The sequence below is a fragment of the Streptomyces sp. NPDC058375 genome (genome assembly GCF_042723425.1).
Classification (GTDB): domain Bacteria; phylum Actinomycetota; class Actinomycetes; order Streptomycetales; family Streptomycetaceae; genus Streptomyces; species Streptomyces durocortorensis.
The window spans coordinates 43,889-69,181 of record NZ_JBHXJG010000006.1 but is presented as its reverse complement, the minus strand read 5'-3'; the positions used below and the strand labels follow the sequence as shown (position 1 = coordinate 69,181).

At 68.4% G+C, this 25,293-nt stretch carries 15 protein-coding genes and 1 pseudogene; 13 read left to right on the top strand and 3 right to left on the bottom strand.

Annotated features, from left to right (window positions below):
- Positions 1–31: 31 nt before the first annotated feature.
- Together ACFWM7_RS02585 and ACFWM7_RS02580 are read right to left on the bottom strand one after the other, a co-directional pair.
- Positions 32–709, bottom strand: coding sequence for a potassium channel family protein (locus ACFWM7_RS02585; RefSeq protein WP_383254172.1), 678 nt, complete (start codon positions 707–709; stop codon positions 32–34).
- Positions 709–1,377: a TrkA family potassium uptake protein gene (locus ACFWM7_RS02580; protein WP_164614791.1), complete on the bottom strand. Its 669-nt coding sequence runs from the start codon at positions 1,375–1,377 to the stop codon at positions 709–711. Before ACFWM7_RS02580 ends, ACFWM7_RS02585 begins: the two co-directional genes overlap by 1 nt.
- Positions 1,378–1,699: 322 nt before the next feature.
- Between ACFWM7_RS02580 and ACFWM7_RS02575 the strand changes: the two genes are divergently transcribed.
- Positions 1,700–3,748 (top strand): APC family permease, encoded by a 2,049-nt coding sequence (locus ACFWM7_RS02575; protein ID WP_383254168.1) that lies wholly within the window; start codon positions 1,700–1,702, stop codon positions 3,746–3,748.
- A gap of 115 nt (positions 3,749–3,863) precedes the next feature.
- Positions 3,864–5,192: a class I SAM-dependent RNA methyltransferase gene (locus ACFWM7_RS02570; RefSeq protein ID WP_383254164.1), complete on the top strand. Its 1,329-nt coding sequence runs from the start codon at positions 3,864–3,866 to the stop codon at positions 5,190–5,192.
- Between the two features lie 53 nt (positions 5,193–5,245).
- Here ACFWM7_RS02570 and ACFWM7_RS02565 read toward each other — a convergent pair.
- A pseudogene (locus ACFWM7_RS02565) lies at positions 5,246–5,338 on the bottom strand (IS5/IS1182 family transposase); the annotation flags it as partial.
- 999 nt (positions 5,339–6,337) lie between these two features.
- Between ACFWM7_RS02565 and ACFWM7_RS02560 the strand changes: the two are divergent.
- The 11 genes from ACFWM7_RS02560 to ACFWM7_RS02510 all read left to right on the top strand — a co-directional run bounded on the left by ACFWM7_RS02560 (position 6,338) and on the right by ACFWM7_RS02510 (position 25,181).
- Complete coding sequence (locus ACFWM7_RS02560; protein ID WP_383254161.1) at positions 6,338–9,763, top strand: CARDB domain-containing protein; 3,426 nt, start codon at positions 6,338–6,340, stop codon at positions 9,761–9,763.
- Between the two features lie 168 nt (positions 9,764–9,931).
- A complete protein-coding gene (locus ACFWM7_RS02555) occupies positions 9,932–10,978 on the top strand; it encodes a LacI family DNA-binding transcriptional regulator (protein WP_383254159.1) in 1,047 nt (348 codons plus the stop codon).
- Between the two features lie 177 nt (positions 10,979–11,155).
- Entirely contained in the window at positions 11,156–12,574 is a 1,419-nt protein-coding gene (locus tag ACFWM7_RS02550; RefSeq protein WP_383254157.1) for an extracellular solute-binding protein, read from the top strand.
- A 121-nt stretch (positions 12,575–12,695) separates the two neighbouring features.
- A complete protein-coding gene (locus tag ACFWM7_RS02545; RefSeq protein ID WP_383254154.1) occupies positions 12,696–13,655 on the top strand; it encodes a carbohydrate ABC transporter permease in 960 nt (319 codons plus the stop codon).
- A gap of 16 nt (positions 13,656–13,671) precedes the next feature.
- Positions 13,672–14,547, top strand: coding sequence for a carbohydrate ABC transporter permease (locus ACFWM7_RS02540; protein ID WP_383254151.1), 876 nt, complete (start codon positions 13,672–13,674; stop codon positions 14,545–14,547).
- Positions 14,548–14,673: 126 nt separating this feature from the next.
- Positions 14,674–16,278 (top strand): glycoside hydrolase family 13 protein, encoded by a 1,605-nt coding sequence (locus ACFWM7_RS02535; RefSeq protein WP_383254149.1) that lies wholly within the window; start codon positions 14,674–14,676, stop codon positions 16,276–16,278.
- A 765-nt stretch (positions 16,279–17,043) separates the two neighbouring features.
- Positions 17,044–21,315, top strand: coding sequence for a discoidin domain-containing protein (locus tag ACFWM7_RS02530; RefSeq protein ID WP_383254147.1), 4,272 nt, complete (start codon positions 17,044–17,046; stop codon positions 21,313–21,315).
- 191 nt (positions 21,316–21,506) lie between these two features.
- Positions 21,507–22,850: an ABC transporter ATP-binding protein gene (locus ACFWM7_RS02525; protein ID WP_383254145.1), complete on the top strand. Its 1,344-nt coding sequence runs from the start codon at positions 21,507–21,509 to the stop codon at positions 22,848–22,850.
- Positions 22,851–23,168: 318 nt separating this feature from the next.
- Positions 23,169–23,330 carry a helix-turn-helix domain-containing protein gene (locus tag ACFWM7_RS02520; protein ID WP_383254143.1) on the top strand — a complete coding sequence of 54 codons (162 nt, stop codon included), beginning with the start codon at positions 23,169–23,171 and terminating at the stop codon, positions 23,328–23,330.
- 188 nt (positions 23,331–23,518) lie between these two features.
- On the top strand, positions 23,519–24,217 hold the full coding sequence (locus ACFWM7_RS02515) for a GAF and ANTAR domain-containing protein (protein ID WP_383254142.1): 699 nt from the start codon (positions 23,519–23,521) through the stop codon (positions 24,215–24,217).
- A 640-nt stretch (positions 24,218–24,857) separates the two neighbouring features.
- Complete coding sequence (locus ACFWM7_RS02510) at positions 24,858–25,181, top strand: STAS domain-containing protein (RefSeq protein WP_383254140.1); 324 nt, start codon at positions 24,858–24,860, stop codon at positions 25,179–25,181.
- Positions 25,182–25,293: the final 112 nt, after the last annotated feature.

The following is a 25,293-nucleotide window of genomic DNA, read 5'->3' as shown; positions in this document are numbered from 1 at the left end:
CAGGTTCCGGGCCCCTCCGTCGTTCCGGCGGTCAGTCGTCCTCGGGACCGCGCCGCACCGACAGCAGGTCCTCCAACTGCTCCTCGCGCGCCTGCGCCGCCACGAACAGCAGCTCGTCCCCGGCCTCCAGAGACTCCTCGGTGCTCGGCGTCAGCACCCGCGTGCCCCGGATGATCGTCACCAGCGAGGTGTCCTCGGGCCAGGCCACATCCCCGACCCGGGTACCGGCCAACGCCGACTCCGGCGGCAGGGTCAGCTCCACCAGGTTGGCGTCGCCGTGGCTGAAGCGCAGCAGCCGGACGAGATCGCCGACGCTCACCGCCTCCTCGACCAGGGCCGACATCAGACGCGGCGTCGATACGGCGACGTCCACGCCCCACGACTCGTTGAACAGCCACTCGTTCTTCGGGTTGTTCACCCGGGCCACCACGCGCGGCACGCCGTACTCGGTCTTGGCGAGCAGCGAGACGACCAGATTGACCTTGTCGTCCCCGGTCGCCGCGATCACCACGTTGCACCGCTGCAGCGCCGCCTCGTCCAGCGAGGTGATCTCACAGGCGTCCGCGAGCAGCCACTCGGCCATCGGAACCCGCTCCACCGAGATGGCGGTCGGCGCCTTGTCGATCAGCAGCACCTCGTGCCCGTTCTCCAAGAGCTCGGCGGCGATGGAACGGCCCACCGCGCCCGCCCCGGCAATCGACACACGCATCAGTGACCGTCCTCCTCGGGACCTTGGGCGAAGGCCTCTTCGACCTTGGCGATCTCGTCCGTACGCATCATCACGTGGACCAGGTCGCCCTCCTGGAGAACGGTCTGCGAGGTCGGCAGTATGGCCTCGCCCAACCGGGTGAGGAAGGCCACCCGGACCCCCGTCTCCTCCTGGAGCGTGCTGATCTTGTGGCCGATCCAGGACGGCGTCGTGTGCACCTCCGCGAGCTGCACACCCCCGCTCGGATCGCGCCACAGCGGCTCCGCGCCCGACGGCAGCAGCCGCCGCAGCATCTGGTCCGCCGTCCAGCGCACCGTCGCCACGGTGGGGATGCCGAGGCGCTGGTAGACCTCGGCGCGCCGGGGGTCGTAGATCCGCGCCGCGACGTTCTCGATGGAGAACATCTCGCGGGCCACCCGGGCCGCGATGATGTTGGAGTTGTCGCCGCTGCTGACCGCCGCGAACGCCCCGGCGTCCTCGATGCCCGCCTCGCGGAGGGTGTCCTGGTCGAAGCCGACGCCGGTGACCCGGCGGCCGCCGAATCCGGACCCGAGGCGACGGAACGCCGTGGGGTCCTGGTCGATCACCGCGACGGTGTGCCCCTGCTGTTCCAGGGTCTGTGCGAGAGCGGCACCGACGCGCCCGCAGCCCATGATGACGATGTGCACTGTGCGCCTACCCCGCCGTCCTGGTCATCCGGCTGACCTGCGAAAACACGCTGCTCACACTTCTCTCTCAGCTTGCTGGTCACACAACGGGGCGCACACCCGCGGTGCGGCCCGGAGTCGAGCTTATGCGCCGGGGGAGTCCCTGCCTCATCCGAGTCTCCGTATCGTCGCGCACTCCGGTAAAGGAAAAGCAAAACAGGGAGAACGGGTGCAAGGATCGCGTTAAGGAATGGCGGGGTCATCTCCTCCGACCGCAGGAGAATGGGGGGCCACGTCGAAAGGGCGTGCGTTCCGGCCACGGGCTCCGCTTACGATCCTCAGCGTGTCCAAACTGACCGACCTGCCCAAACGGATCCTGATCGGCCGGGCGCTGCGCAGCGACAAGCTCGGGGAGACCCTCCTCCCCAAGCGCATCGCGCTCCCCGTCTTCGCGTCCGACCCGTTGTCCTCGGTGGCGTACGCACCCGGAGAAGTCCTCCTCGTGCTGTCCATCGCGGGGGTGTCGGCGTACCACTTCAGCCCCTGGATCGCCGTCGCGGTCGTCGTCCTGATGTTCACGGTCGTCGCCTCCTACCGGCAGAACGTCCGCGCCTACCCGAGCGGCGGCGGCGACTACGAGGTCGCGACCACCAACCTCGGCCCCAAGGCCGGACTGACCGTCGCCAGCGCCCTGCTCGTCGACTACGTCCTCACCGTCGCCGTGTCGATCTCCTCCGGCGTCGAGAACCTCGGCTCCGCGATCCCGTTCGTCATCGAGCACAAGACGTTCTGCGCCATCGGCGCCATCGTCCTGCTCACCCTGATGAACCTGCGCGGAGTGAAGGAGTCCGGGAAGCTCTTCGCCATCCCCACCTATCTCTTCGTGGCCGGCGTCTTCCTGATGATCCTGTGGGGCGCCTTCCGCGGACTGGTCCTCGGCGACACGATGCACGCCCCCACCTCCGACTTCGAGATCAAACCCGAACACCAAGGACTGGCCGGATTCGCCCTCGTCTTCCTTCTTCTGCGGGCCTTCTCCTCCGGTTGCGCCGCCCTCACCGGCGTCGAGGCGATCAGCAACGGCGTGCCGGCGTTCCGGAAGCCGAAGAGCAGGAACGCCGCGACCACCCTCGCCCTGATGGGCGTGCTCGCCGTCACCATGTTCTGCGGCATCATCGGCCTGGCCCTGGCCACCGACGTCAAGATGGCCGAGAACCCCGCCATCGACCTGATCCGCGACGGCGTCCCGGTCGGCGCGGACTTCACCCAGGACCCGGTCATCGCCCAGGTCGCCGAGGCGGTCTTCGGCCACGGCTCCTTCCTCTTCATGGTCCTCGCGGCCGCCACCGCCCTGGTCCTCTTCCTCGCCGCGAACACCGCGTACAACGGCTTCCCGCTGCTCGGTTCGATCCTCGCCCAGGACCGCTACCTGCCGCGCCAGCTCCACACCCGCGGCGACCGCCTCGCCTTCTCCAACGGCATCGTGCTGCTGGCGGGCGCGGCGATCCTGCTCGTCTGGATCTACGGCGCCGACTCCACGCACCTGATCCAGCTCTACATCGTCGGGGTGTTCGTCTCCTTCACCCTCAGCCAGACCGGCATGGTGCGGCACTGGAACCGCCTGCTGGCCGATGAACGGGATCAGGCCAAGCGCCGCCACATGATTCGCTCCCGTGCCATCAACGCCTTCGGCGCCTTCTTCTGCGGCGTGGTCCTGGTGATCGTCCTCGCCACCAAGTTCACCCACGGCGCCTGGGTGGCCCTGCTCGGCATGGTCATCTTCTACGGCACGATGACCGCGATCCGGAAGCACTACGACCGGGTCGCCGCCGAGATCGCCGCCGACGAGACCCCCGCGGACGAGAGCGTGCGCCCCTCCCGCGTCCACGCCATCGTCCTCGTCTCCAAGCTCCACCGCCCCACGCTGCGCGCCCTCGCCTACGCCAAACTGATCCGCGCCGACCACCTGGAGGCGCTCTCCATCAGCGTCGACCCGGACGAGACGAAGGCGCTGCGCGAGGACTGGGAGCGCCGCGCCATCAACGTACCGCTCAAGATCCTCGACTCGCCCTACCGCGAGGTGACCCGCCCGGTCATCGAGTACGTCAAGGGCCTGCGCCGCCAGAGCCCGCGCGACGTGATCAGCGTCTACATCCCCGAGTACGTCGTCGGGCACTGGTACGAGCACCTGCTGCACAACCAGAGCGCCCTGCGCCTGAAGGGCCGGCTGCTCTTCACTCCGGGCGTCATGGTGACCTCCGTCCCATACCAGCTCCAGTCCTCCGAGGCCGCGAAGAAGCGGGCGCGCAGGCGAGCGGACTGGAACGCTCCGGGGTCGGTGCGCCGGGGCCCGGTGGAACGCCGCCACAAGGAGCCGAACCGGAAGGGCTGAGGTGGGCGGCGGCCGTCTCGTGGTAAGCACGCCGGGACGGCCCACGTAGACTGGTGGGCTGTTGTCCGGCAGCACGCTCGACCGCTTACCCCCTTCCTCCCTGGAGCCTCCTCTCATGCAGAACGAACCCACGTCGTCGCTGGTCGGGGAGGAGTACGAGGTCGAGGTCGGCCCCGTCGCACACGGCGGCCACTGCATCGCCCGCACCGCGGAGAACCAGGTCCTCTTCGTCCGCCACACGCTCCCCGGCGAGAAGATCATCGCCAAGGTGACGGACGGCGACACGGACTCCCGCTTCCTGCGGGCCGACGCGGTACGGATCATCGAGCCGTCCAAGGACCGCGTCGAGGCGCCCTGCCCGTACGCCGGCCCCGGCATGTGCGGCGGCTGCGACTGGCAGCACGCCAAGCCGGGTGCGCAGCGCCGCCTCAAGGGCGAGGTGATCGCCGAGCAGCTCCAGCGCCTGGCGGGCCTGACCCCCGAGGAGGCCGGCTGGGACGGCACGGTCATGCCGGCCGAGGGCGACAAGCTCCCGCCGGGCGAGGTGCCGGCCTGGCGCACCCGGGTCCAGTACGCCGTCGACGCGGAGGGCCGCGCGGGCCTGCGCAAGCACCGCTCGCACGACGTCCAGCCGATCGACCACTGCCTGATCGCCGCGCCGGGCGTCTCGGAGCTCGGCGTGGAGAAGCGCGAGTGGCCGCAGATCGCCGCGGTGGAGGCCATCACCGCCACCGGCTCGAACGACCGCCAGGTCATCCTCACCCCGAAGCCGGGCGGCCGGCTTCCCCTGGTCGAGCTGGACAAGCCGGTCTCCGTGCTCCGCGTCGACGAGAAGGACGGCGGGGTCCACCGCGTCCACGGCCGCGCCTTCGTCCGCGAACGCGCGGATGACCGCACCTACCGCGTCGGCTCCGGCGGCTTCTGGCAGGTCCACCCGCAGGCGGCCAACACCCTGGTCCGCGCGGTCATGCAGGGTCTGCTGCCCCGCAAGAACGACACGGCCCTCGACCTCTACTGCGGCGTCGGCCTGTTCGCCGGCGCCATCGGCCAGCGCCTCGGCGAGAAGGGCGCGGTCCTCGGCATCGAGTCCGGCAAGCGCGCGGTCGAGGACGCCCGCCACAACCTGAAGGACCTGGACCGGGTCCGCATCGAACACGGCAAGGTCGACCAGGTCCTGCCCCGCACGGGCATCACGGAGTGCGACCTGATCGTCCTGGACCCGCCGCGCGCGGGCGCGGGCAAGCAGGTCGTCAAGCACCTGTCGGGCCTGGGCGCCCGCAAGATCGCCTACGTGGCCTGCGACCCGGCGGCCCTGGCCCGGGACCTGGCGTACTTCCGGGAGGGCGGGTACCGGGTGCGGACGTTGCGGGCGTTCGATCTGTTCCCGATGACCCATCATGTTGAGTGCGTCGCGATCCTTGAACCTGCCGAAAAAGGCCGCTGACCTACTGTTTTAGCGAGTGTGCATGATGCGCGTTGTGTGTGTTACGGGCGATATCTTGACGCATGTTTGGCGCACGTGACGGCGGTGACCAACGGCAGGTCCTGGGCGTCAGTCAGGATGTGGAGCTTGGTGCCGGGTTTGCCCCGTCAACCGGAGTGCTGCCACCGAAGTCGTTCCACCCCCCTGCCGGCGGAGCTTGAACGCTGGTATCAGCGGTGCCGCAATCTCCCACAGCCCATCAGGAACGAGTTCACGCTCAAGATCCACAGCCATGGCTGACTGCAACTTCGACCTCATCGGGGGCAGGGTGAGGTGCCGCCCGATCGTGGCTCCGATCAGCATCTGTTGGGTCGGGAAGTGCCGGAACACAGCGCCGATCCCGACGCCGGTCCGGCGTGCGACATCCTCGGTCGAGCCGGCGCTGTCCAACTCACCGAAGACCTCTTGGGCTGCGGCCGGCAGGTCGAGGGAGCTTCCCGCCGCTGTGATTGAAGACTTCTCGGGGCGCCTCGCAATGACGCCACCGCTCATTGTTCCGGTACGCCAGGGCGCGCCGAGTTCCCCAAGCCGGACTCGCAGTACGCCGGGCGCCTGGTCCTGATCCGGCGGGGTCGGCGAGAGGAGACAGACGGTGTCGCGGTAGAGACGGAAGCGGCGACCCTCCCACCCCCGGGTGTACGAGTCGGCCGGGCCGTCATGGACCGCGGGCATGCCTTCCGTGCCTTGAGAACGGGTTCGGTTCCACGTGGACGAAGGCGCAGGTCGTGACGCCTGGTCGGGTGCGTGAGGTCATGCCGGCCGGTGGGGTCGCGCGTCACGGGGATGAGCCCTCGCCGCTGCTGACGGTCCGCCTGTTCACGCTCACGACACGAGAGTTGATGACGCGGAGTCGTCAGATCCGTTGACAAAGCTGTCACGTGATAGAAACCTGTGCCCTGTTGTTCGCAAAAGCTGAACGTAATCACTCAACAAATCGATGTTGAGGTGTGCGTTTCGCTATGTCCAGCCTGTATCCACTCAAAGCGACCCAGCGCCCGTGCCGCAACAGGCTCGTCGTCGCCTTCCGGTCAGGGACGCATCCCTGCCTGGGGGCGGAGACCGCGTCGAGCGCTGGTCCGCCCAGAAGTACGAAACAAGAGGGCCTCATGACAGGAAGACAACAAGGCCGGCGATGGTTCGCCGGCTTGATGACCGGGGGGCTGCTGACGGTGGGGCTGCTGCCCCACACCGCTCAGGCGGCGGCCGTCGAAGGGCAGAACCTGGCGCTGGGGAAACCGGTGACGGCCAGTGGAGCACACGGTCAGTACGTGCCCACCAATGTCACCGATGGTAGTCAGGCGTCGTACTGGGAGGGGCCGGCCGGCGCATTTCCCCAGTGGGTCCAGGTGGACCTGGGCACCAAGGCCGAGCTGGACGACGTCGTGCTGAAGCTGCCCGCCTCGTGGGAGCCGCGCAACGAGACCGTCAGCGTCCAGGGCGGCACCGACGGCGAGAACTTCTCGTCGCTGGCGGCGGGTTCGGCCAAGTCCTTCTCCCCGGACTCCGGAAACACGGTGACGCTCGACGTCGCCGGCGAAGCGCGTTACCTGCGTGTGCAGGTGACCGGCAACACCGGCTGGAACGCCGCCCAGCTCTCCGAGGTGGAGATCTACGGCGAGGCGGACGACACGGACCCGGGTGGCCCGGGTGGCCCCGGTGAGCCGCCGACCGGCACCAACCTCGCTCTGCGCAAGCCGATCGAAGCCTCGTCGACCACGCAGAACTACGTCGCCGGGAACGCCAACGACGGCAGCACTTCCACCTATTGGGAGGCCGGGGGCACGAACTCGACGCTGACCACGTCACTGGGCGCGGACGCCGACATCACCGGTGTCGTCGTCAAGTTGAACCCCGACGCCGCGTGGAGCAACCGCAGCCAGAGCATCCAGGTCCTCGGACGCAAGGCGGGTGAGTCCTCCTTCACCTCTCTGAAGGCGCGTGCCGACTACGCCTTCAGCCCCTCCGGGAACAAGAACACCGTGGTCATCCCGGTCTCCGGCCGCGTCGCGGACGTGCGGCTGCAGTTCTTCGGCAACACCGGCGCGGGCGGGGGGCAGGTCGCCGAGTTCGAGGTCGTGGGCACGGCAGCTCCGGCTTCCGACCTGCTGGTCACCGACCTGACCTGGCCCTCGGACGCTCCGTCCGAGAAGGACGACATCACCGTCGAGGCGACCGTCCGCAACGCCGGTACGGCCGCGGCGACGGCAACGACCGTGGACGTCAGCCTCGAAGGCCAGGTCTCCGGCAGCGGAGCCGTCAGTGCTCTGGCCCCGGACGCTTCGGTGAAGGTGCCGGTCAAGGTCGGCAAGCGGGCCGCGGGCAGCTACACCGTGTCCGCCGTGGTCGACCCCGACGACACCGTCGCCGAACTCGACAACAGCAACAACAGCCGCAACGCCGCCGAAAAGCTGGTCGTCGAGCGAGCCCCCGGACCGGACCTGACGGTCACCGGGATCGCCACCAGTCCGGCGAGCCCGGCACCCGGTGCCAAGGTCAGCTTCACCGTGACCGTGCAGAACCGCGGAACCACCGCGGTGCCGGCCGGGTCGGTCACCCGACTGACCGTCGGCGGCACCACCCTGAACGGCGCCACCGGCGCCATTCCCGCCGGCGGCTCGGCCACCGTGGCCATCAGCGGGGAGTGGACCGCGACCAACGGGGGCGCGACCCTCTCCGCCACCGCCGACGCCACCTCCGTGGTGGAGGAGACCAACGAGGGCAACAACACCTTCGCCCGCTCCCTGGTGGTGGGACGCGGCGCGGCCGTGCCGTACACCGAGCTCGAGGCGGAGGACGCGCGCTACGAGGGCACGCTGCTGAAGTCGGACGCCAAGCGCACCTTCGGCCACACCAACTTCGCCACCGAATCCTCCGGCCGGGAGTCCGTCCGGCTGAACTCGACCGGCGAGTACGTCGAGTTCACCTCCACCACGCCGTCCAACTCCATCGTCGTACGCAACTCGATCCCGGACGGGGCGAACGGCGGCGGCAGGGAGGCGACCCTCAGCCTCTACGCGGACGGAGAGTTCGTCCGCAAGCTGAACCTCTCCTCGAAGCACAGCTGGCTGTACGGCTCCACCGATGACCCGGAGGGACTGACCAACCGGCCCGGCGGCGATGCCCGGCGGCTGTTCGACGAGTCGCACGCCCTGCTCACCGAGACCTACCCGGCCGGCACCGAGTTCCGTCTCCAGCGCGACGCCGACGACAACGCGTCCTTCTACATCGTCGACCTGATCGACCTGGAGCAGGTCGCCCCCGCGGCGGCCAAGCCGAACGAGTGCGTCTCCATCACCACCTACGGGGCGGTCCCCAACGACGGACTCGACGACGCCGACGCCATCCAGCGCGCCGTCACGGCGAACCAGGAAGGTGATATCCCCTGCGTGTGGATACCGGCCGGCCAGTGGCGCCAGGAGAAGAAGATCCTCACCGACGACCCGCAGGACCGCGGTCAGTTCAACCAGGTGGGCATCCGCGACGTCACCATCCGCGGTGCGGGCATGTGGCACTCCCAGCTCTACTCGCTCACCCCGCCCCATGAGGCCGGTGGCATCAACCATCCGCACGAGGGCAACTTCGGGTTCGACATCGACGACAACACCAAGATCTCCGACATCGCGATCTTCGGTTCCGGCACCATCCGCGGCGGCGACGGCAACCACGAGGGCGGCGTCGCGCTGAACGGCCGCTTCGGCAAGGACACCAAGATCACCAACGTGTGGATCGAGCACGCCAACGTCGGTGCCTGGGTCGGGCGCGACTACTCGAACATCCCCGAGCTGTGGGGCCCCGGTGACGGCGTCGTGTTCGACGGGGTGCGGATCCGCAACACCTACGCCGACGGAGTCAACTTCGCCAACGGCACCCGCAACTCGACCGTGACCAACTCCTCCTTCCGTAACACCGGCGACGACGCGCTGGCCGTCTGGGCCAGCAAGTACGTCAAGGACACCTCGGTCGACATCGGCCACGACAACCACTTCCGGAACAACACGATCCAGCTGCCCTGGCGGGCGAACGGCATCGCGGTCTACGGCGGCTATGGCAACACGATCGAGAACAACCTGATCTCCGACACCATGAACTACCCGGGGATCATGCTGGCCACGGACCACGACCCGCTGCCCTTCTCGGGCAAGACGCTCATCGCGAACAACGGCCTGTACCGCACCGGTGGCGCGTTCTGGAACGAGGACCAGGAGTTCGGTGCGATCACCCTGTTCGCACAGGGGCCGGACATCCCCGGAGTCACCATCCGTGACACCGACATCCATGACTCGACCTACGACGGCATCCAGTTCAAGACCGGCGGCGGCTCGATGCCCAACGTCGCGATCGAGAACGTGACCATCGACAAGTCGGTCAACGGGTCCGGAATCCTGGCCATGGGCGGGGCGCGCGGCAGTGCGAACCTGACCGACGTGACCATCACCGACTCCGCCGAGGGCGACATTCTGATCGAGCCCGGTTCTCAGTTCATCATCAACGGGGGCGCGGACTCGGCCCAGCGGAAGGGGGCGCGCGGCTGACCAGCAGTACCCGCGGGGGTGGCCGGCTCGCCCGGTCACCCCCTTCGCGGGTGCGCAGGAGCGCGCCGAAGGCCGTACAGAGACACCCTGGGGAGGCGGTCGAGCAGCACGTACTCGACTGCTCACGGGGGCGAAAGGACTTGCAGAGTTTGCGATAGAGTTGCGTGTATGACGCGACGACTTGCTCAAGTAGCGAAGAAGGTTGGGGTCAGCGAAGCCACGGTCAGCCGGGTGCTCAACGGCAAGCCCGGTGTCTCCGACTCGACCCGGCAATCCGTTCTGACCGCTCTGGATGTGCTGGGTTACGAGCGGCCGACCCAGCTGAGAGGGGAGCGTGCCCGGCTGGTGGGGCTCGTCCTTCCTGAGCTGCAGAACCCGATCTTTCCGGCTTTCGCCGAGGTGATCGGGGGCTCGCTGGCGCAGCAGGGACTTACGCCGGTGCTGTGCACCCAGACCAAGGGTGGGGTCTCCGAGGCGGACTACGTGGACCTGCTGTTGCAGCAGCAGGTCTCGGGCGTGGTCTTCGCCGGAGGGTTCTTCGCCCAGGCGGAAGCCCCGCACGAGCACTATCGGCTCCTCGCGGAGCGCAAGATCCCCGTGGTGCTGGTGAACGCCGCGATCGCCGGTCTCGACTTTCCTTGCGTCGCCTGTGATGACGCGGTCGCGGTGGAGCAGGCGTGGCGGCACTTGGTGTCGCTGGGTCACGAGCGGATCGGCCTGGTGCTCGGGCCGGCGGATCACATCCCGTCGAGGCGCCGTCTCGAAGCCGCGCGGCGGATCGCCGGCGGGCTTCTGGCGGACGAATTCGTGGAGCGTTCGATCTTCTCCCTGGAGGGCGGGCAGGCGGCGGCGTCGCGCCTGCTCGACCGGGGGGTGACGGGCATAGTGTGCGCCAGCGACCCGTTGGCTCTGGGAGCTGTGCGGGCGGTGCGCCGCCGCGGACTGAGGGTGCCCGACGACGTCTCGGTGGTGGGGTACGACGACTCGGCGTTCATGACCTGCACCGAGCCTCCGTTGACCACGGTGCGTCAGCCGATCGAGGCCATGGGACGTGCCGCGGTGGACCTCCTGGCGGCCCAGATCCAGGGCAGCCCCGTACCTCATGCGGAGCTCCTCTTCGAGCCCGAACTCGTCGTGCGCGCCTCCACGTCCCAGGCGGTTGACCTGCGGGCCGTCATGGCCGCCCCGAGGGGCACTCAGGGCGTCGGAGCGTAAGGTCCGGACCTCGGCGGCCAGGCAGTCACTTGTCCGCACTTCCCGCCGAGATGTCAATCAATTACGAAATTAGAAAGAGATATTGCGTTCATCTGTTCGCGGTGGTTGAGTGAGCGGCGCCCCACTACGCATCGGCGGTGGGGCGCCTTCCTCGTACATGCCCGAAGGGGTCCACCCATGAGAAGTGCTCAGTTGCGTCGTGCCCGCAGTGTCGGCGCCATGACTCTCGTTTCCGCGTTCGCGCTGACCGCCCTGGCCGCTTGCGGTACGAGCAGCAGCGGCAGCGACGACGACACCGGATCAAACTCCAGCGGTTCCTCGGACCCCGCGGCCCCGCTCGACCCGAAGACGAAGGTCACGCTCACCATCGACTGCATGCCGTCGACGGCGAAGGCGGCGGAGCTCAAGGAGTGGAAGGAGGACGTCAAGGAGTTCAACAAGACGTACCCCAACGTCACCATCGAGGGCCGTTCCACCCCGGGCCAGTGTCTGGAGCCGCCGCGCTTCACGGCCATGCTGAAGGCCAAGTCGCAGCCGGACGTCTTCTACACGTACTTCACCGACCTGCCCCAGGTTCTCGACAACGACGGCGCCGAGGACATCACCGCGTACGTCCACGACACCTCCGTGCCGGCCCTGAAGGACATCGACCCGAGCGTCCTGAACTCGCTGAAGCACGAGGACAAGCTCTACGGCCTGCCCACCAGCAACTACACCATGGGCCTGCTGGTCAACCGGAAGCTCTTCAAGCAGGCCGGGCTCGACGCCGACGCCCCGCCGCGTACCTGGGCGGACCTCCGTACGGCGGCCAAGAAGATTTCCGACCTCGGCGACGGCATCGCCGGCTTCGGTGAGTACAGCGCCGGAAACACCGGCGGCTGGCACTTCACCGCGCAGATGTACAGCCTCGGCGGCGATGTCGTGGACGCCAGCGGCAAGAAGGCGGCCTTCAACAACGAGACCGGCCGGCAGGTCGCGCAAAACATGCACGACATGCGCTGGCAGGACGACAGCATGGGCAAGACCCAGCTGCTCCAGTGGGGCGACCTGCAGAAGCAGATCGCCACCGACAAGCTCGGCATGTTCCTCGCCGCGCCCGACGACATCGCCTACATGGTGCAGCAACTCGGCGCCGAGTACGCGAACTTCGGCATGGGCCCCATCCCCGGTGAGAAGAACACCCTCGCCGGCGGTAACAGCTACATGATCAAGAAGGGGATCTCCGCCGACAAGATCAAGGCGGCGATCGCCTGGCTGAACTTCAAGAACCTCACGGTGGGCAAGGGCCAGTTCGACTGGGCCCGCACCAAGGCGGACAAGCTGCCCGTCGGTATCCCGCAGCCCAACTTCTGGCTGAACGAGTCCAAGGCCAAGGACGACGCCGCCAGGATCGAGCACGCCACGATGCCCGTCGAGAACTTCAAGACCTTCATGGACAACCCCGTGGCCGGCAAGACCGAACCGCCGAAGGCGCAGGAGGTCTACAAGGTCCTCGACACCGTCATGTCGAGCATCCTGACCAACAAGGACGCCGACATCGACAAGCTCCTCGACACCGCCGAGAAGCAGGTCAACCAGGTCCTCGCCACACAGTGACCGTCGCCGGGCGGGGACGGCACGCCCGTCCCCGCCGGGGGGAACCGGCCCCCTGCACAGACCCGCTCCGGCGAAGCGTCGCGAGCGGGCAGGCACCAGCAGCCCGTACCAAGGAGCATCGATGTCGGCCCCCGGCCTGAGCCCGAGCAAGGCGGCCCCCGTCCGTCGTATCCCGTCCCGTCCGGCGGGTTCGGTACCGCCGCGCAGCAGCTTCGCCAAGAGCCTGCGCCGCAATCTCACCGCCCATGGATTCCTCATCGGCGCGCTGATCTGCTTCGCCCTGTTCTCCTGGTACCCGATGATCCGCGAGTTCTTCCTGGCGTTCCAGAAGACCGACAACGGCCAGGTCTCCTGGGTCGGGCTGGACAACCTGAGGACCGTGGTCAACGACCCCGTGTTCTGGCAGGCGTGGCGGAACACGCTGCTCTTCACCGTCCTCGCCCTCGTCTTCGGCTTCCTCGTGCCGTTCGTCGTCGCCCTGGTGATCAACGAGTTCCGGCACGGCAAGGGATACCTGCGGCTCCTCGTCTACCTCCCCGTGATGCTGCCGCCGGTCGCGTCGGTGCTGCTGTTCAAGTACCTGTACGACCCGGGCTACGGACTGCTCAACGAACTCATCGGGTTCTTCGGCCTGCCGGAGCAACAGTGGTTGCAGGATCCCGACACGTCCATGCTGTCGGTCGTCGTGGCCTCCACCTGGATGAACATGGGCGGTGCCGCGCTGATCTACCTGGCCGCACTCCAGGGCATCCCCGGCGAGCTGTACGAGGCGGCGGAGCTGGACGGGGCAGGGCTGCTGCGCAAGATCTGGCACGTCACCATCCCGCAGACCCGCCTCATCCTCTCCCTCATGCTGCTCATGCAGATCATCTCCACCATGCAGGTCTTCGTCGAACCTTTCCTGCTGACGGGCGGCGCCGGGCCGGAGGGTTCCACCACGACGGTCGTCTACCTGATCTACCAATACGCCTTCAACTTCAACAACTACGGTGCCGCGGCCGCTCTCGGCCTGCTCCTGCTCGTACTGCTGGCCGGATTCTCGGCGGCGTACGTCAAGCTCAGCCGCGCCGAGAACGAGTAGGAGCCGGAGACCCGACATGTCCACACGCACGCTCATCTCGCCAGCGCAACTCGCCCGCCCGCGCGGCAGACTGATCTACTGGATCGCCTTCGCCGTGGTCGTCGGAGGCTTCACCCTGGTGTTCCTCGGACCGCTGTACTGGCTGGTCAGCAGCGGCTTCAAGAGCGCCCAGGAGGTCATCCAGACGCCTCCGACCCTGATCCCCGGCTCCTTCGAGGCCGACAACTACAGTCGGGCCTGGGAGGTCATGGACCTGGCCAAGCTGCTGTTCAACACCCTGTACTACGCGTTCGGCGCCCTGGCCTTCCAGCTGATCTTCGACGTAGCGGCCGCGTACTCGCTCTCCAAGCTCCGCCCGATCTTCGGCAAGGCGATCCTCGGCATGATGCTGGCGACGCTGATGATTCCGGCGACGGTCCTCGTCGTGCCGCAGTACCTCACGGTCCTCGACGTCCCGATCGTGGAGCGCAACCTGCTGAACACGCCGTGGGCGATCTGGCTGCCGTCGGTGACCAATGCGTTCAACATCTTCCTGCTGAAGCGGTTCTTCGACTCGATTCCCAGGGAGCTCCTGGACGCTGCCTCCATGGACGGGGCGGGCCCGATGCGGACCCTCCGGTCGATCGTCCTGCCGATCTCCCGGCCGATTCTCGGAGTGGTCTCCATCTTCGCGATCGTCGGAGTCTGGAAGGACTTCCTCTGGCCGATGCTCACCCTCCCCGACCCGGCGATGCAGACCCTCAACGTCGGCATCTACTCCCTGTCCAACGGTGTCCCCGCCAACGTCCTCATCGCGGCGCTCACCATCGCCTCGATCCCCACGCTGCTGATCTTCCTGATCTTCCAGCGCAACATCATGGCCGGCCTCACCGCAGGCGGTCTCAAGGGCTGAGCGGGCCGAGGGCGACCCCCTGAGCGCATCCGTTCATCCGCCTCCCCCAGACCTTCGCCGCCGGTACGTCCGACGCCCCGCTATCCGTGCCGGCGGCGAAGACCGACCTGCCCGAAAGGACACACCGTGGCAGCTCCCCTTCCGCTCCGCTCCGACGACTGGTGGCGCGACGCCGTCATCTACCAGATATATCCGCGTAGTTTCGCCGACGGCAACGGCGACGGGACCGGGGATCTGGCGGGCGTCCGGGCGAAACTGCCCTATCTCGTCCAGCTGGGCGTCGACGCCGTCTGGTTCACCCCGTGGTACGTGTCCCCGCTGGTCGACGGCGGCTACGACGTCGCCGACTACCGCACGATCGACCCCGCCTTCGGAACCCTGGGCGAGGCGGAGAAGCTCATCGCCGAGGCCCGGGAACTCGGTCTGCGCACCATTGTCGACATCGTGCCCAACCACGTGTCCGACCAGCACCGCTGGTTCCAGGCCGCGCTCGCGGCCGGCCCTGGCAGTCCCGAACGCGAACTCTTCCATTTCCGGCCCGGCCGCGGAGTGGACGGCGAACTGCCGCCCAACGCCTGGCCGTCGGAGTTCGCGGGTACCACCTGGACCCGGGTTCCCGACGGCGAGTGGTACCTGCACCTCTTCACCCCCGAGCAGCCCGACCTCAACTGGGCGCACCCGGAAGTCCGCCGAGAACACGAGGAGATCCTGCGCTTCTGGTTCGAGCGAGGCGTCGCGGGCGTACGCATCGACTCCGCGGCACTGCTGGCCAAGGCCCCGGATCTGCCCGACTTCGTGAAGGGGATCGACCCCCACCCGTACGTCGACCAGGACGAGCTGCACGACATCTACCGCTCGTGGCGAACGATCGCGGACGAGTACGACGGCGTCTTCGTCGGCGAAGTCTGGCTGCCCGACGCGGAACGCTTCGCGCGCTACCTCCGCCCCGACGAACTGCACACCGCGTTCAACTTCAACTTCCTGGCCTGCCGGTGGGACGCCGCCTGCCTCCAGCGCGCCATCGACGACACCCTGGCCGAGCACGAACCCGTGGGCGCTCCGGCCACCTGGGTCCTGTGCAACCACGACGTCACCCGGACCGTGACCCGCTACGGACGCGAGGACACCGGTTTCGACTTCGCCACCAAAGCCTTCGGCACGCCGAGCGACCTCGACCTCGGAACCCGACGGGCCCGCGCGGCCGCCCTGCTCACCCTCGCGCTGCCCGGATCGGTCTACCTCTACCAGGGCGAGGAACTGGGGCTGCCGGAGGCGGACATCCCGCGCGACCGCATCCAGGACCCCATGCACTTCCGCTCCGGCGGCACCGACCCGGGCCGTGACGGATGCCGGGCGCCGATGCCCTGGGCGGCCGACGAGCCCAACTACGGCTTCGGAGGGGACACGGAACCCTGGCTGCCGCAGCCGGGGGACTGGTCCGACTACGCGGCCGACCGCCAGGCCGAGGAACCCGGCTCCATGCTGACGCTCTACCGCGAGGCCCTGAGCCTGAGGCGTTCCGAAACCGGTCTCGGCGACGGGCCCCTGACCTGGAAGCCCGCGCCCGAAGGCGTACTGCACTTCTCCCGCCCCGGGGGGATCATCTGCCTGGTCAACCTCTCCGGGACGCCGGTCGAGCTGCCGGACCACCGCGCCCGTCTACTGAGCAGTGGGCCGCTCGACGGGGAGGGCCGTCTTCCGCGGGACACCGCGGTCTGGCTGCGCGCCTGACCGAACGACGCGCTGAAAGGGGAAAGCGGCCGTAGCCGGGGCAGCCGCTCCGGCTACGGCCATGTGGAGGGGCCCGGCGCATCGCCGACGTCCACGCGGTGCCGGCCGCGGCTGCCGAAGAGGCCGTGACGAGCCGAGAGGGAGCACATGAACGACGCGGACCGGGAAGCCATCGGGGTGCGCGTGGCTCGCGCCCCGGAGGCCAACGCGCTGGCCTCGATCGACCCGGTCGCGGGGGAGGGGAGCGCCGAGCGACGGACGGCCATCACGAGGTGGTGCCGCGAGGGCCTGGCGTACGGGCGCCTGCTCGGAGCCCCCGCTCCACCGCGTCGCAGCGGTGGCCACCGACGGTGGAAGCGACCATCGATGCGCAACAGTCATGCTGTAGTCAGAAATATCTGACGGAACATACGTAAAAACACTTCTCTCCGATGGTGCTTCTCGGCCTTGACGGGCCAAAGATTCGCCTGCTTCTGGCGTTCTCTGGCTCGGCCGAAGTTGACCGGCCAGTCGGCGCACGGACTTCTTCTCGAAATGTTGCCGTCACGCCCATGGACGCGGGGCGAACGCTCTGCAATATTACGAGCGTTCACTGCAAGAAGCTGAGCATGGCCTCGGTGGCGTGCATCGTGCACGTCCGCAGGGTCAGCGGCGCGACGCAGCCGCTGCTTCCGCCGACAGGGAAGCGCCACCGTTCTGCCCCCGAAACGAGCCGCTCTCGTGTGCCGCACCGGCATGCGAGCCTTCGCAGGGAGGAACCCCCGCATGCCCCCATCCCAAGCGAGTCGCTGGAAGTGGCGGACCGCCGCCGCCGCGCTCGCGTCCACCGTCATGGTCCTAGGGCTGCCCACGCTCGGAGCCCAGGCGGCCGGCGGCCCGAACGCCGCCGCCGACGCCCCGGCCAAGGCCGGCAGTGCCAAGGGTGACCACGTGGCCGCCAATATCAGCGACGGTGACGCCGACACCTACTGGCAGGCCGCCAAGAAGTCGGCCCAGTGGGTGCAGACCGACCTCGGGCAGGCCAAGCGTGTACGGGAAGTCGTGATGCGGCTGCCCGCCCAGTGGGAGACCCGCAAGCAGACGTTCGCGCTCCAGGTCAGCGCCGACGGCAAGAGCTTCGCCACGCTCAAGCCGTCCGCGCAGTACGTCTTCAGCCCCGGGAACGGCAACACGGTGAAGGTCGCCGTCCCCGCGACCCTTGCCCGGTACGTCCGCGCCGACTTCAGCACCAACAGCGCAGCCGAAACGGCGCAGTTGGCCGAGCTGCAGGTGCTCACCACCACGGCAGCCACCCCCAACCTCGCACAGGGCAAGACCTTCAGCGCCAGCGGACACGCGGACGTGTACGGCGCGGGCAACGTCGGTGACGGCAACCGCAACACCTACTGGGAGAGCAAGAACAACGCCCTTCCCCAGTGGGTGCAGGTGGACCTGGGCTCCTCCGTCAAGGTCAACCAGGTGACGCTGCGCCTGCCCGGTGGGTGGCCCGAGCGGAGCCAGACCCTCAAGATCCAGGGGTCGACCGACAACCAGAGCTTCACGGACCTCACGCAGTCCAAGGCGTACGCGTTCAACGGCGGCAACGACCAGGCGGCTAGCATCAGTTTCGATGCCACCACGACGCGGTACGTGCGTGTGCTGATCACCGCCAACACCGGCTGGCCTGCCGGTCAGCTTTCCGAGCTGGAGGTCTACGGCCCCGCCGCCGGCGACACCCAGCCGCCCACCGCCCCCTCGGGCCTGGCCTACACCGAGCCGGGCGACGGGCAGATCAAGCTGTCCTGGAAGGCGGCGACCGACGACACGGCCGTCACCGGCTACGACGTCTACGCCAACGGTCAGCTGCGCGCGACCCTCCCCGCGAGCGCCCTGACGTACACCGACACCCAGCCCGGCGGCGCGGACGTGACGTACTTCGTCCGCGCCAAGGACGCGGCGGGCAACACCTCCTCCAACAGCAACAGCGTCACCCGCAAGGGAGCTGGCGGCGACACCCAGGCACCCACCGCCCCGGGGAACCTCGCCTTCCGGCAGTCCGGCGGCGAGGTGCAGCTCACCTGGCAGGCGTCCGACGACAACGTCGGCGTCACCGCCTACGACATCTACGCGAACGACGAGCGCGTCGATTCCGTCGCGGGCAACGTCACAGCGTTCGGCCACCGCCCGTCCGCCTCTTCCACCGTCACCTACCACGTACGGGCGAAGGATGCGGCCGGAAACGCGTCGGCGCCGAGCAACAGCGTCACGCGCCGGGGTTCCGGCGGCGGCGCAGACCTCGCCCAGGGCAAGCCCATTGAGGCGTCGTCGAGCCACGACACCTACGTCGCGAAGAACGCCAACGACGGTCTCACCAGCACCTACTGGGAGGGCGGAGGTGGCTCCTACCCGACGACGCTGACGACGAAGCTGGGCTCCGAGGCCGACCTCAGCCAGGTCGTCGTCAAGCTCAACCCCGACGCCGCCTGGTCGCCCCGCACGCAGAACATCCAGGTGCTCGGACGCGGCCAGGGCGCGACGGGGTTCACGAACCTCGCCGCGGCGAAGGACTACGCGTTCTCACCCGCCGACGGCAACACCGTGACCATCCCCGTCTCGGGGGCCGCCGCCGACGTACAGCTCAAGTTCACCAAGAACACCGGTGCCCCCGGGGCCCAGGTGTCCGAGGTCCAGGTGATCGGCACGCCGGCCGCCAACCCGGACCTGCGGGTCACGGGCATCACGCACGCGCCGGCCGCCCCGGTCGAGTCCGACCCGATCACCCTCACGGCCGCGGTCGCCAACAGCGGCAGCAAGGAAGCGGCGGCCACCACCCTGGACTTCACGCTGGGCGGTGAGAAGGTCGGTTCGGCGGACGTACCCGCGCTCGCTCCCGGCGCGTCCGAGAACGTCACGGCGCGTATCGATGCCCAGGCCGAGGGAAGCTACCCGGTGGCAGCCGTGGTCGACCCCGCGAACAAGGTCGTCGAACAGGACGAGGGGAACAACGTCTTCACCCGCCCCGCGGCCCTCGTCGTCAAGCCGGTGGACAGCTCCGACCTGCTCGCGGCCCCGGTCTCCTGGGCGCCCTCCAGCCCCGCTGCCGGGGAAGAGGTCAAGTTCTCCGTCGCGATCAAGAACCAGGGGACGACCGACTCGGCGTCCGGAAGCCATGACGTCAGCCTGGTGATCCAGGACGACAAGGGCGAGACCGTCAAGACCCTCAGCGCTTCCCACAACGGTGTCATCGCCGCCGGCCGGACGACCGCCCCGGTCACCCTGGGGACGTGGACGGCGGGCGACGGCAAGTACACCATCAAGACCGTCATCGCCGACGACGCCAACGAGCTGCCCGTCAAGCGGGCCAACAACACCACCTCGCAGTCGCTCTTCGTCGGCCGGGGGGCGAGCATGCCCTACGACATGTACGAGGCGGAGGACGGCGTGCTCGGCGGCGGAGCCAAGACCGTCGGACCGAACCGGACCATCGGAGACATCGCCGGCGAGGCCAGTGGCCGCAAGGCCGTGACCCTCACCGGGACCGGTCAGTACGTGGAGTGGACCACCCGCGCCGCGACCAACACCCTCGTGACCCGGTTCTCGATGCCGGACGGCCCCGACTCCACGCTGAACGTCTACGTGGACGGCGAGTTCCTCAAGAAGATCGACCTCACGCCGAAGTACGCCTGGCTGTACGGCAACGAGGCGGCCCCGAGCAACTCCCCGGGTGCCGGCGCCCCGCGGCACATCTACGACGAGGCGAACCTCCAGCTCGGCAGGACGGTCCCGGCGGGCTCCAAGATCCGCCTCCAGAAGGACGCGGGCAACAGCGCGAACTACGCCATCGACTTCATCAACACCGAACTGGCGACCGCCGCGGCCAACCCCGACCCGGCGGCGTACACCGTACCGGCCGGTTTCTCGCACCAAGACGTGCAGAACGCCCTCGACAAGGTGCGCATGGACAGCACCGGCAAGCTGGCCGGGGTCTACCTGCCCGCCGGGAACTACGAGACGTCCAGCAAGTTCCAGGTCTACGGCAAGGCCGTGAAGGTGGTCGGAGCAGGCCCCTGGTTCACCCGGTTCCACGCCCCCTCCTCGCAGGAGAACACGGACATCGGCTTCCGGGCCGACAACACTGCCAAGGGGTCCTCGTTCTCCGGGTTCGCCTACTTCGGCAACTACACCTCCAGGATCGACGGCCCGGGCAAGGTCTTCGACTTCGCCAACGTCTCCGACATCACGATCGACAACATCTGGAACGAGCACATGGTGTGCCTCTACTGGGGCGCCAACACCGACAACATCACCATCAAGAACTCCCGGATCCGCAACATGTTCGCCGACGGTCTGAACATGACCAACGGTTCGACGGACAACCACGTGGTCAACAACGACGCGCGTGCCACGGGTGACGACAGTTTCGCGCTGTTCTCGGCGATCGACGCCGGCGGAGCGGACATGAAGAACAACGTCTACGAGAATCTGACGTCGACGCTGACGTGGAGGGCCGCGGGTCTGGCTGTCTACGGCGGCTACAACAACACCTTCCGTAACATCCGTATCGCGGACACGCTCGTCTACTCCGGCATCACCATCTCGTCCCTGGACTTCGGGTACCCGATGAACGGGTTCGGGACCGAGCCCACGACCATCGAGAACGTCTCCCTGGAACGCACCGGTGGCCACTTCTGGAACGGCCAGGTCTTCCCGGCCATCTGGGCCTTCTCCGCCTCCAAGGTGTTCCAGGGCATCCGGGTCAACGATGTCGACATCGAGGACTCCACCTACGGCGGTGTGATGTTCCAGACCAACTACGTGGGAGGCCAGCCGCAGTTCCCGGTCAAGGACACGATCTTCTCCGACATCTCCATCACGAACTCCAAGAAGAGCGGAGACGAGTTCGACGCCAAGTCCGGCTTCGGTATCTGGGCGAACGAGATGCCCGAGCCCGGCCAGGGCCCCGCGGTGGGCGAGGTCACCTTCCGCGACCTGCGGATGAGCGGCAACGCGGAGAACGTCCGCAACAGGACCAGCACATTCAAGATCAACATCGAGTAGTCCCCACCGGGACGCAGTGAACACCGAGGGGCCCGCCTTTCCTTGGGGGCCCCTCGGTCAAGGACCACCCGTCTGCCTGCCGCACGTTCGCCGTCCCCTGTGGCGACCGCCGACCGGCCCCCAGTCCGATGAACCCGATGACGGGGGTTCGCCCGACGCCACACGTCCTCCTCCTCGCCCGGACGGTCCGCATGAGTCGAGCCATCGAGCTCCGCAAGGTCAACAAGACGTTCGGCGGCTTCCACGCCGTCCGGAACCTTTCCATCACGGTCGCCCGGGGCGAGTTCCTCGTCCTGCTCGGTCCGTCGGGGTGCGGTAAGTCCACCGTTCTGCGGCTGATCGCCGGGCTCGAGGACATCACCGACGGCGAACTGTTCCTGGCGGGCGACCTCGCCAACCACATGACGTCCAGCGAGCGCGACATGGCCATGGTCTTCCAGAACTTCGCGCTGTACCCGTCGATGACGGCCCGTGAGAACATCGGGTTTCCTCTCCGCCTGCAGGACCCGCGGGTCGACCCGGACCCGGCCGTGACGGCGACCGCGCACATGCTCGCCATCGAGGACCTGCTCGACCGGCGCCCCGGACAGCTGTCGGGAGGGGAACGCCAGCGTGTGGCCATGGGCCGGGCGATCTCCCGCCGGCCCTCCGTCTTCCTCATGGACGAGCCGCTGTCGAGCCTGGACGCCAAGCTGCGTGGCCAGCTGCGGGCCGAGATCGCACGCCTCACCCAGGACCTGGGGGTCACCACCGTGTACGTGACGCACGACCAGGCGGAGGCGATGTCTCTGGGCGACCGGGTGGCGGTGATGCGCGACGGGGTTCTGCAACAGGTGAGCTCACCGCGCGACCTGTACGCGAGACCGGCCAACGTCTTCGTCGCAGCGTTCGTCGGCACCCCGCGGATCAATCTCCTCGAGGGCGTCGTCCTCGCACCCCTGGACGGCCCGATGACGCTGGAACTCGGACGGCAACGCCTCGTGTTCCCCGAACCGTTGAGCGTCGACCACCAACTCCTGCGTATCCAGCAAGGACGCCGGGTCATCCTGGGGCTGCGCTCCGAGGCTGTCCGCATGGCACCGCGCAGCCAGGCGCGGCCGTCCGAGGCGGCACTGACGGGCATAGTGGAGCACGTCGAATACCAGGGGCACGAAGCGTTCGTGCACCTGAACACCGGTTCCCGCCCGGCGCTCGTGCCGGACTTGGAAGCCTCCCGCTTCGCCCCCGACAGGCGTTCGTCGACCAGGTCGCGGAGGCGCGGAGCGGGCCGGACGGCCCACTGGCTGACAGCTCTGCTCCACGGACGGGCGGCCGTGTCGCGTGGAGAGGGGGCCGGTTCCGGCAAACCGACCGTTGTGCACGAGCGCCGCACGACGGTAGCCAGCGACCTGGTGCTCCGAACCGGCCCGCGGGAGCGCGCGCAGGTCGGAGCCCGGGTGTCGCTTCTGGTCGACCTGAGACAGCTGTACGTCTTCGACCACGCGGGAAGCCGCATCTGTCCCACACCGGACGCACCGCCCGGCCTGGACCCATAGGGCATTGCCGCGCAAGCCGATGCCAATCCCTTGAGGCCCTGCGGAACGGCTGCCGAACAGTAGGCTCGGGCTCGTGCAGGTCCAGGAACCCGCCGATCCTGAGGGGGTCAATCGCGCAACCTGCCGAAACAACGCGCGTGGGATCGCAGCAGTGCCCCCTCCGACGCCCGTCGACGCCGGCTTCGTCTTCGAGGAGGCGAACGGCTCGGTGCTCCTCGACGTGCTGCCGCCCCTCGTCGAGGACGGCATCGGCGCGGCCCTGCGCGCCGTGCATGCGGGCGTGGGCCGACGCTCGACGATCTCGCCGCGATCAGCCACATGTCACGATCCGCGTTCGCCGCGGCGTTCAAGGCCAAGATCGGCACCGCCCCGCTGACCTACCTCATCGAATGGCGGATGAGCCTGGCCCGCGACGCGCTGCGCAGTGACACCCGCTCCATCTCCGAGCTGGCCGCCGCCACGAGCTACGCGACATCATGACCATCGAACGCGCCGACGCTGGAAACCTACAGCGGGGCCTGACCTGGCCCTCCCGCACGGAACCTGAGGGCCCGTGGGCGGTGTGGTCTAAATGGCTCGCGTGAGGGGCGGGGCCCGGGGCAGGTGTCCCACTGGTTGGATCGGGGGAGGATTCGAAGCCCCGTCCGGGGCTGGCGAGGGGATGCGGTATGGACTGGCAGCGTTTCGCGCAGCGGATAGCGGCGATGGCGCACGAGCTGCTGGAGCAGGACTCGGTGGCCGGGACGCTGGAGCGGATCGCCGGATCCGCGACGGAGCTGGTCGAGGGCTGCGACGCGGCCGGGATCCTCATCCTGCGCGGCGAGCAGGTGCAGACGCTGGCGGCGACCGGGCCGATGGCCGAGGAGAGCCACCGGTTGCAGGAGCGCCTGAAGGAGGGCCCGTGTTTCGACGCGGCGCGCCGCCGGGACGGGGAGCGGGTTTTCCGGATCGCCGACATGACCGAGCTTCAGCAGCGGTGGCCCGCCTTCGCTCCGCAGGCTGCTGAGTTGGGGATCGGCAGCATGATGGGCTTCCTGCTGTTCACCGACGACGAGAATCTCGGCGCTCTGAACCTCTATTCGCGGCTCCCGGGCCGGTTCACCGAGACCAGCGAGACGGCCGGATGGGTGCTCGCCTCCCACGCCGCCGTTGCCCTCTCCAGCGCCCGCAGCCACGCCCAGCTCACCGAGGCCGTGGCCACCCGGCACGTGATCGGCGAGGCCATGGGCATCCTCATGGCCAGACACCGCGTCCCCGAGAACGAAGCCTTCAACATGCTGCGCGGCCACTCGCAGGGCCACAACACCAAGCTCCGGGAAGTCGCCCGCCAGGTCAGCGAACTCGGAGCGCTGCCCCGCCTCAGGTAGCCGGCGGGGCGGCTCCCCCGGCACGTAGCCGGACCGGGGGAGCCTGGACCGGACCGGCCCCCTGGGGAGCGTCGCCGTCCCCGGCCTGCTCCGTGGGGTTCCCCGCACTGTGTGGTTGACACATCTCGGCAGAGCCGCTGGTGCTTGGAACCTTCGGGCGACGGGGCAGACCCTCGGCTTGGCGTCCGTGCCGGGGGCCCTGGGGTGGGGAAGGCATCCGGAGCGCGCTGCCGTCAGGCACCGCAGTCTGAACCTGCTAGTCCGCTACGCCACTCACGAATCTCGGGCGGTAGGCACGCTCCACCGGGGCGGGGTGCGGCCGGCAGAACGCCGTGGTGATCTGCCTCTCCACGGACAGGACGGCAGGCAGGGAGAGCCAGGGAGGGGGACCGTGGCCTGCACCACTTGCCGCAGAGCCGGTGCCTGAACCGAGGAGCCGGAGCGGGAAAGCGTGCGACGTCTGGTCAGGATTCTTCTGGTGACCGGCTCACCTGTGTCGTTGCTGACCGGTCAAGCCTGCGTGCTCTCTTCGGCGCTTGTGACCTGGGTGGGCGACCGGACAGTGCCCGGAGGGAGGATGGTCGGCACCGGCACCGGCACCGGCACCGGCACCGGCAGTCAGCGCTGCGATAATCATGCGATGGCTACCCCTGACTCCCCAGGTCCCAGATCCCGGACGCTGCCGGTGATCGCCCCTCGCGGCGAGTTCGACCTCGATTCGCTGCCGCTCCTGAAGGCGCAGATCGATGCGGCGGTCGCCGCGCACGGCGGGGTTGTCCTGGACGCCGCCGACATCACGTTCGTCGACTCCTCCTTCCTCGGCATGCTGCTGGCCACCCACCAGCATGCCGATCTTCGTATCGCTGCCCCGTCCTTCACCGTGGCCCGGCTGTTCAGCGTGGTGGGAGCCGACATGGTCCTGCGTATCCACCCGACCGTCCAGGATGCCCTCGGCGCCGCCTGACCCGGCCGGAGCAGCAGCCGCTGCCGCGGTCGTAGCCGTGTGGGGTCTGAAAGTATGCGTTCCGGGTACGAGCAGACGGCGCGGACCCGGACAGCAACGGATCGCGTGGTAG

Excerpts from the sequence above, each read along its gene's own strand:
- ACFWM7_RS02585 (WP_383254172.1), bottom strand. The coding sequence starts at position 709 with ATGCGTGTGTCGATTGCCGGGGCGGGCGCGGTGGGCCGTTCCATCGCC.
- ACFWM7_RS02570 (WP_383254164.1), top strand. The coding sequence starts at position 3,864 with ATGCAGAACGAACCCACGTCGTCGCTGGTCGGGGAGGAGTACGAGGTC.
- ACFWM7_RS02560 (WP_383254161.1), top strand. The coding sequence starts at position 6,338 with ATGACAGGAAGACAACAAGGCCGGCGATGGTTCGCCGGCTTGATGACC.
- ACFWM7_RS02555 (WP_383254159.1), top strand. The coding sequence starts at position 9,932 with ATGACGCGACGACTTGCTCAAGTAGCGAAGAAGGTTGGGGTCAGCGAA.
- ACFWM7_RS02550 (WP_383254157.1), top strand. The coding sequence starts at position 11,156 with ATGAGAAGTGCTCAGTTGCGTCGTGCCCGCAGTGTCGGCGCCATGACT.
- ACFWM7_RS02545 (WP_383254154.1), top strand. The coding sequence starts at position 12,696 with ATGTCGGCCCCCGGCCTGAGCCCGAGCAAGGCGGCCCCCGTCCGTCGT.
- ACFWM7_RS02540 (WP_383254151.1), top strand. The coding sequence starts at position 13,672 with ATGTCCACACGCACGCTCATCTCGCCAGCGCAACTCGCCCGCCCGCGC.
- ACFWM7_RS02530 (WP_383254147.1), top strand. The coding sequence starts at position 17,044 with ATGCCCCCATCCCAAGCGAGTCGCTGGAAGTGGCGGACCGCCGCCGCC.
- ACFWM7_RS02525 (WP_383254145.1), top strand. The coding sequence starts at position 21,507 with ATGAGTCGAGCCATCGAGCTCCGCAAGGTCAACAAGACGTTCGGCGGC.
- ACFWM7_RS02520 (WP_383254143.1), top strand. The coding sequence starts at position 23,169 with ATGTCACGATCCGCGTTCGCCGCGGCGTTCAAGGCCAAGATCGGCACC.
- ACFWM7_RS02515 (WP_383254142.1), top strand. The coding sequence starts at position 23,519 with ATGGACTGGCAGCGTTTCGCGCAGCGGATAGCGGCGATGGCGCACGAG.
- ACFWM7_RS02510 (WP_383254140.1), top strand. The coding sequence starts at position 24,858 with ATGGCTACCCCTGACTCCCCAGGTCCCAGATCCCGGACGCTGCCGGTG.